At 63.4% G+C, this 7,629-nt stretch carries 8 protein-coding genes; 3 read left to right on the top strand and 5 right to left on the bottom strand.

Features of this window, described 5'->3' with window-relative positions; genetic code table 11:
* A partial coding sequence (locus EOA85_RS21785; protein ID WP_164759792.1) for a LysR family transcriptional regulator occupies positions 1-688 on the bottom strand: 688 nt, incomplete at its 3' end.
* Between the two features lie 108 nt (positions 689-796).
* Here EOA85_RS21785 and EOA85_RS21780 point away from each other — a divergent pair.
* The 3 genes from EOA85_RS21780 (at position 797) to EOA85_RS21770 (ending at position 5,549) form a co-directional block, all read left to right on the top strand.
* Positions 797-1,432 (top strand): FMN-dependent NADH-azoreductase, encoded by a 636-nt coding sequence (locus EOA85_RS21780; RefSeq protein ID WP_127211126.1) that lies wholly within the window; start codon positions 797-799, stop codon positions 1,430-1,432.
* 161 nt (positions 1,433-1,593) lie between these two features.
* On the top strand, positions 1,594-2,976 hold the full coding sequence (locus EOA85_RS21775) for a 3' terminal RNA ribose 2'-O-methyltransferase Hen1 (RefSeq protein WP_127211125.1): 1,383 nt from the start codon (positions 1,594-1,596) through the stop codon (positions 2,974-2,976).
* Positions 2,973-5,549 (top strand): polynucleotide kinase-phosphatase, encoded by a 2,577-nt coding sequence (locus tag EOA85_RS21770; protein WP_127211124.1) that lies wholly within the window; start codon positions 2,973-2,975, stop codon positions 5,547-5,549. Before EOA85_RS21775 ends, EOA85_RS21770 begins: the two co-directional genes overlap by 4 nt.
* Positions 5,550-5,556: 7 nt before the next feature.
* On the opposite strand, the gene EOA85_RS21765 is transcribed toward EOA85_RS21770, so the two are convergent.
* The 4 genes from EOA85_RS21765 to EOA85_RS21750 all read right to left on the bottom strand — a co-directional run bounded on the left by EOA85_RS21765 (position 5,557) and on the right by EOA85_RS21750 (position 7,622).
* Positions 5,557-5,850 (bottom strand): HlyU family transcriptional regulator, encoded by a 294-nt coding sequence (locus EOA85_RS21765; RefSeq protein WP_065009209.1) that lies wholly within the window; start codon positions 5,848-5,850, stop codon positions 5,557-5,559.
* A gap of 106 nt (positions 5,851-5,956) precedes the next feature.
* Positions 5,957-6,625: a PadR family transcriptional regulator gene (locus tag EOA85_RS21760; protein WP_127211123.1), complete on the bottom strand. Its 669-nt coding sequence runs from the start codon at positions 6,623-6,625 to the stop codon at positions 5,957-5,959.
* A gap of 182 nt (positions 6,626-6,807) precedes the next feature.
* Complete coding sequence (locus EOA85_RS21755) at positions 6,808-7,188, bottom strand: DCC1-like thiol-disulfide oxidoreductase family protein (protein ID WP_206523344.1); 381 nt, start codon at positions 7,186-7,188, stop codon at positions 6,808-6,810.
* 152 nt (positions 7,189-7,340) lie between these two features.
* On the bottom strand, positions 7,341-7,622 hold the full coding sequence (locus EOA85_RS21750; RefSeq protein ID WP_245485933.1) for a GYD domain-containing protein: 282 nt from the start codon (positions 7,620-7,622) through the stop codon (positions 7,341-7,343).
* Between the last annotated feature and the right edge of the window lie 7 nt (positions 7,623-7,629).

The following is a 7,629-nucleotide window of genomic DNA, read 5'->3' as shown; positions in this document are numbered from 1 at the left end:
GCATATGCTTAGTGCGCAGGTCCGTCAGCCGCCAAGTGCGGTAGGCAAAGACGCCAAAGTCGCGCCCCTTGGTGCGCTCGGACTGGTCGGTGACAACGAGTTGGGTGTGTTCGCGCACCCCCTCGATCGCCACCGGCTTCGGCAGCAGCGCCAGCGGGTGGCTGGGCGCGGCGGCCAGAACTATCGACATGAAGCCGATGCGCACAAGGTGGACGTCGACCTCGCCCAGCAGGCCGCCAACACCGAGATCGGCTTGCCCGCTGACGACATGATCGGGGATCAGGCCGAGCGTGCCGATATGGAGGCGCAGCATCACGGTCGGAAACTGAGCCTCGAACGCCTTCAGCACCCGCACCAGCACCGGTGAGGGCAGTGCCGCATCGACCGACAGCGCCACTTCCGCCTCCAGCCCCTGATGGTAGCCGTCGACGCGCGAGCGGATGCGCTGCAGCACACCGGTCATGCGTCGCGCGTCCTCCAGCATCGCCCGGCCGATCTCGGTCAGCTGCGGCTCGCGCGTGCCCTCGCGCTCGAACAGTTGCAGCCCGAGCTGCGCCTCGAGATTGGCGATGGCATAGCTGATGACCGATTGCGCGCGGTTGAGCTTGCGCCCGGCGGCGGAGAAACTGCCGGTGTCGGCCACTGTGACCAGGATTTGCAGTTGGTCGAGCGTCGGATTGGGTTGCATAGCCTTATCCAGATTGTAGATGGATAGTATAAAAAATATACCAGTTTTTCAAATGGGTCGAGAACCCATATTTAGCGGGACAAATCGTTCCAGCCCTGGAGACCCGCCATGTCCATCCTTCTTGTCACTTCCAGCCCGCGCGGCAATGCCTCGCACTCGACCCGTATCGCCACCGAGCTCGCCGAGAAGCTCGTTGCCGCCGATCCGTCGGCCAAGCTTGTCGTGCGTGACCTTGTTGCGAACCCGCTGCCGCACATCGATCCGGACTATTCAGCCGGCATCTACACGCCGGCTGAATCCCGTACCCCGCGCCAGGCCGAGGTCGTCGGCGTGTCCGACGCCGTGCTCGACGAGCTGTTCGCCGCCGACACCATCATCCTCGCCACCGGCTTTATCAATTTCGGCATCTCGTCGACCCTGAAATCCTGGGTCGATCATGTCGCTCGCTCCGGCAAGACCTTCGCTTATGGCGAGAATGGCCCGAAGGGCCTAGTCACCGGCAAGAAGGTCTACATCGTCCTCGCCTCGGGCGGCATCTATTCGGAAGGCGCTGCCGTGCAGATGGACCACGCCATCCCTTATCTGCGCAGCGTGCTTGGCTTCATCGGCATGACCGACGTCGAAGTCATCCGCATCGAGGGCGTCGGCATGGGCCCCGAGGCCGTCTCGGCCGCTCTGGCCAAGGCGTCAGCCAAGGTGGATGCCGTTGTAGCCTCAACCGGAGCGGTCGCCGCTGCCGCGTAGAGCACGAACAACTGGTAACCAGAACAAAAGGCAGGCGCCCGGCGCCTGCCTTTTGCGATCTGCTAGCGCGGCTGCGCCCGAGTCAAAGTGTTGGATGGCTTTTACCAGGATAGCGGCGCGACACCATTGGTTATTCCGCTTGTCTGCGCTATCGGTCGCCGATGTTCCTCTCCGTCGCCACAACGCATCGTCCGGCCACAGATCTCGGCTTCTTGCTGCACAAGCATCCCGATCGTCTGCACGAGACCGACCTGTCCTTCGGCAAGGCGTGGCTGTTCTATCCCGAGGCGACTGACGAGCGTTGCGAGGCTGCACTACTGCTCGACGTCGATCCGATAGGGCTCGTGCGGGGCAAAGGTCAGGCAGAAGGCCTGCTGGACCAGTATGTAAACGACCGGCCCTATGCGGCATCGTCCTTCCTGTCGGTGGCGCTAAACAAAACGCTGCGGACCGCTATGACCGGCATATCAAAGGAGCGTCAGGAACTGGCCAACAGCGACCTGCCGCTGGAGGCGGTGGTGACACCGCTGCCGATGCGCGGCGGTGAGGCTCTGGTTCGAGGCCTGTTCCAACCTTTGGGGTGGACCGTCGATCTAACCCCGATAGGGGACGTCGGGTCTGGTGCAAGCGGCCCGCGATACGGTCAACTGAAGTTGACCGGCACCGGCCGGCTAAGTGCCCTGCTGAACCACCTTTATGTCCTGATCCCGGTGATGGACGACGCCAAGCACTACTGGGTCGGCGAGGCTGAGATCGACAAGCTGCTATCCAAGGGCGAGGGCTGGCTGGAAAACCATCCCGCCAAAGACCTCATCGTACGTCGCTATCTGCGCAATCGCGGTGCCTTGGCCCGTATCGCCCTGGAGCGATTGGCTCCCGAGACGGCCGGCGAGGCGCTGCCTCCTGAAGTCCGCGTCGCGCCCGAGGAGGCGCTGGAGGTACCGATCCGGTTGAACGATTTGCGTATGGACGCTGTGGTTCAGGCCATTCGAGCCACCGGCGGAACCACTATTGCGGATTTGGGATGCGGCGAAGGCAAGCTACTCTATCGGCTTGTGCGCGAACGATGGGTCCACAAGCTGTTTGGACTTGATCCTGCAGTCCGCGAACTGGAATGGGCTGCCAAGCGTCTCAAGCTGAACGAATTCGGCGGGCCGCCCGAGGGTCGGGTCACGCTGCTACATGGATCGCTGACGTATCGGGATAGACGCTGGGCCGAGGCCGACGTTGTGGTGCTGGTCGAAGTCATCGAGCATCTAGACGAGAACAGGCTGCCTCTGGTCGAACGCATCGTTTTCGGCGAGACGGCGCCCAAGTCGGTGATCGTGACCACTCCGAATGCGGACTACAACGTTCTGTTCGCCAACATGGCCCCTGGCGCCTTTCGCCACCCGGACCACCGCTTCGAATGGAGCCGCGCCCAGTTCGAAACCTGGGCGGCCAAAATTGGTGAGACCTATGGCTATGCCTCCGCCTTCAGCGGCATCGGGACCGAGAACCCTGTGCTGGGGGCGCCCACGCAGATGGCGGTATTCACGCGATGAGAGAGCCCGACAAAACCGATCTCACCATCCCTGACTTCGCTCTGGTTGTGCTGATTGGCTCGACCGGATCGGGCAAGTCGACTTTCGCCGCCAAGCATTTCCTGCCGACCGAGATCATTTCCTCGGATCGCTGCCGCGGACTCATCACCGACAACGAGACTGATCAAGACGTCTCGGCCGACGCCTTCGAGCTGGTGCGCGAGATCGCCGGCAAACGGCTTAAGCACCGCAAGCTGGCCGTCATCGACGCCACCAATGTGCGGGCCGCCGACCGCAAGGCCTGGGTCGAGCTGGCGCGCAAGTGGCACGCTCTGCCAGTCGCTGTGGTCATCGATCCTGGTGTCGATGTCTGCGTCGCGCGCAACGCGTCGCGCCCCGACCGGCCGTTCGGGCCCGGGGTGGCCCAACGCATGACGACCGAAATCCGCAAGGGTCTCGGCGGCCTGCAACGCGAGGGCTTCCGCCAGGTCTGGAAGCTTACCAGCGAGGCCAGCATCGACACCGCCAAGGTCTCGCGCCAACCGCTGTGGACCGACAAGCGCGGCGACCACGGTCCGTTCGATATCATAGGCGATGTCCACGGCTGCGCCGATGAGCTTCAGATCCTGCTCAGTCGACTCGGCTACAGGGTCGCTTGGTCCGAGGATCGCGACGATCGGACGGTCGCCGTGACCCCGCCGGACGGCCGCAAGATCGTCTTTGTCGGCGATCTCGTCGATCGCGGCCCCAACGCGCCCGATGTCCTGCGCATCGCTATGAGCATGGTCGCAGCCGGTACTGCCTACTGTGTCCAAGGCAATCACGAACGCAAGCTCAGCCGATGGCTGGAAGGCCGCAAGGTCACGGTCGCCCACGGCCTTCAGCAAACGATCGACCAATTGGACGCTCAGGATCGCGGTCTGCGAGAAGCCCTGCCGGCCTTCCTCGACGGCCTGCGCAGCCATGTCTGGCTGGACAGCGGACGCCTCGCCGTCGCTCATGCTGGCCTTAGGGAAGAGATGATAGGACGCGGCTCCGGCGCCGTGCGTGAGTTCGCCCTCTATGGCGAGACCACAGGCGAGATCGACCAATTTGGCCTTCCCGTCCGAGCGGACTGGGCCACGGCCTACCGTGGCAAGACGGCCGTGATCTACGGCCACACGCCGGTGCTGTCGGCCGAGTGGGTCAACAACACCCTATGCATCGACACTGGCTGCGTATTCGGCGGCAAGTTGACGGCTTTGCGCTGGCCCGAACGCGAACTGGTCGATGTCCCGGCAATCCAGACTTGGTCGGAACCGATGCGTCCGCTGGGCGGTTCCAGGCCGGACAAATCGGCGCAGGCCGATGCCGACGGGGTACTCGACTACCAGGATGTCTCCGGTCGCCGTTGGATCGAGACCGAACTGAGAGGCCGGATTGTCGTAGCCGAGGAGAATGCTTCGGCAGCGCTGGAGGTGATGAGCCGCTTCGCGCTGCCGCCGCAATGGCTGATCTATCTGCCGCCGACGATGTCGCCGTCAGAGACGAGCAGCCTAGGCGGCTGGCTGGAACGTCCCGAGGACGCCCTCGCTTACTACCGCGAACGTGACGTCGCTCAGGTGGTGTGTGAGGAGAAGCACATGGGCTCGCGGGCAGTGATCGCGCTGTGCCGGGACGCGCAGACGGCCCGTAACCGCTTCGGGACATTGGGCGATGAAACCGGCGCGATCTGGACCCGGACCGGACGCTCCTTTTTCAACGACCCTGCCATGACGGAAGGCCTGCTCGCCCGTCTCCGCGCCGGCGTCGAAGCAGCGGAACTGTGGGAGGAATTAAACAGCGACTGGCTGCTGCTGGACACCGAGATAATGCCCTGGTCGGCCAAGGCCAGCAGCTTGATTGAAAGCCAGTATGCGCCGGTGGCAACGTCCTCGGCCGCCGGCTTCCAGGTCAGTCGCGAGGCGTTGGCCCGTGCGATGGCGCGCGGCGTCGATGCAACCGCCCTCAACGCCCGCCTTGAAGACCGGGCTTCGCGTGCGGCCAAATATGCCATCGCCTGGGCGCCCTATGTGTGGCCGGTCTCGGACATCGACGGCCTGAAGGTTGCGCCGTTCCACCTGCTCGCCAGTGAGGGACGTGTTTGGTTCGACCAGGACCACATTTGGCACATGACGCTTGCAGACCGTCTGGCTGCGGGCGATGGCGTGGTAACGCGCACGCGATGGCGCACGGTTGATCTGGCCGACGCCAGCGCGTGTGCGGAGGCCGTCGCCTGGTGGGAGGCGCTGACGGGCTCGGGTGGCGAAGGCATGGTGGTTAAACCGCTCGACTTCATCAGTCGGAGCAAGAAGGGACTCATCCAGCCGGCGCTGAAAGTCCGCGGCCGAGAATACCTGCGCATCATCTATGGCCCCGAATATGATGCGCCGGACAATCTGGTCCGCCTGCGAGAGCGAAGCTTGGGCGGCAAGCGCAGCTCGGCGCTCAGGGAATTCGCGCTCGGCCACCAGGCGCTGAAGCGATTTGTCGCCAAACAGCCGCTTCGGCGGATTCACGAGTGTGTTTTTGGCGTGCTGGCGCTGGAGAGCGAGCCAATCGATCCAAGGCTGTAATGAGGATCTACCCGAACATCTTCTCGCCCTGCTCGTCGACGAGTTGGATGCCCTTCTTGATCGAGATGTCGACGGCGTCGTCGAGCCCGGCAAAACGGTCGGCGCGGATGAATTTGTGCTCCTTCATCACGCCGTCGATCTCCTTAGAAACTACGCCGCAGGTCTGGTATTGGCCTTCCGCCTTGTAGGGCGTGGCGCTGATTAAAAATCCCTTGTGCTCGATCTGCTTTGCCGGTGCAGCACTCTTTGGTTCGCCCGCGTCACCGCCGCCACCGCCGAAAAGACGTTTCAGAAAAGACATGGGAGCGCCCTCCAACGGCAATCATCCTGCATCACATAGCGTGGTGCAGGATGATTTCACTAGCGGTCCTTAGGCAAACGGGCAAGGGCCGCATCCGGCCCGGACGTCAATCGCGCGACAGCGCTTCGAGGGCTTCGGCCGCCCCTTTCAATATTGCGATTGCCTCGGCCTGTTTTTCAGCGCGCGCGTCGACGATGTCGCCGAGGGCTGCGCGCAGCCGGTGGCGCACGGCGCGGAATTCGTTGCGCTTTTCCGAACGGCCGCGGCCGCGACGTCCGCCATCCTCGTCCTCGTTCCAGCCGAACCAGTCGCGCGCCTTTGCCATCTTGCGGCCGAAACGCTCGAGATGGTCGAGCACATGGTCGATCATCTCGCGATTGCTATTGAGATGCGCCTGCCCGGCCTCGGTAATCGAAAACACCTTCTTGTTGCCTTCCGCCGACGAGACGGCATAGCCGGCCTCTTCCAGGAAGGTCAGCGTCGGATAGACCACGCCTGGGCTCGGGCTGTAGACGCCGCTGGTGCGCTCCTCCAGCGCCTTGATGATGTCGTAGCCGTGGCGCGGCGCCTCGGCCAACAGCGACAGCGTGATCAGCTTGAGATCGCCGTCGGCCAGCATACGCCCGGCGCGGAACATGTCGCCCGGCCCGCCGCGCCCGCCGCCCCTCATGCCGTGGCCGAATGGGCCGAAGCCGCCGCCACGACCGCCGAATTTGCCGGCCATATGCATGAAAACGCGCTCGGCATGCTCGCCGAAAGGATGATGTCCGTGCATCGTCTGCTCCTTGAGTTATGTCTTACGATATATCTCAATTAGGCAGGCGAGGTGGTTGAGTCAAGATATATCTTACGATGTAACGTAATTGCGCACCGGCATTGAAAGAGCGCGTTTGCGGCTAAGGCAGTGGCTGAACCTCTCCGGAGTCCCAAAAGGCCCGGGGCGGTTGTCTCTGCCGCTTACCAGCGGCCCTTGCGCCGGTTCCAGGCATAGAGAAGATCGGCGAAACGATCATAGGCATAGCGCGTCAACGGCAGCACGGTGCGGTTGCCGAACAGCGCTGCCAGCCAGCCCTCGCCCGGTGTTTTCAGCCAGACGGCAATTACGACGTCGGCGCCGACCAGCAGTTTGCCATCCGCATCAATTGCGTGCAGCCGGCGGCGGATGTCCTCCAGCGACACGCCGTATCCGGCCAGTGCCGCCGGTTCGGCATTGATGTCGCGAAACGCGATCCGCCCGGTCTTGATCGCCTCGATCAGCCGCTGCTTCTGCCGGCTGATGCCGGCATCGCAAACCGGACAGCGGGTGTTGTACCAGATGGTCAGCAGAGGCTTGGGCATGTGTTCAGAGACGCGAGCTGAGGTGCTGCGCGGAATATCCGGGAAGTACCTTCGCCCCGCAACATTTCGGACCAGACTGGCCGGGCGCCGCCAAGCGGCGCCTGACCGTGCCGGGCTCGGCAGCTTGCGCGGATCTGTAGCCGCGCAACGCCTCAGCCGAGCGAGGCGATGATCTCGCGATAGGCCAATTCCGGGAAAGCCTTGAGCGTCCGCGTCCTCACGTTACCGCCTGTCGCCAGCATCAGCGAGAAACGAGCGAGCACCGCATCGTCGGGCGCTTCGACGATCGCCACCATATCGCATTCGCCCATGGTGAGATAAAACGCCTTGAACGAGCCACCCATGTCTCCCAGCAGCTTCTTGGCGGCATCGAGCCGCTTCGGCGACTCGCGCACATTTTTGGCGCCCTGCTCCGTCCAGTTGATCAGCACGATATAGTTT

The organism is Mesorhizobium sp. M5C.F.Ca.IN.020.29.1.1 (genome assembly GCF_003997375.1).
Classification (GTDB): Bacteria; Pseudomonadota; Alphaproteobacteria; order Rhizobiales; family Rhizobiaceae; genus Mesorhizobium; species Mesorhizobium wenxiniae.
This window is presented reverse-complemented; position numbering and strand designations above follow the sequence as displayed.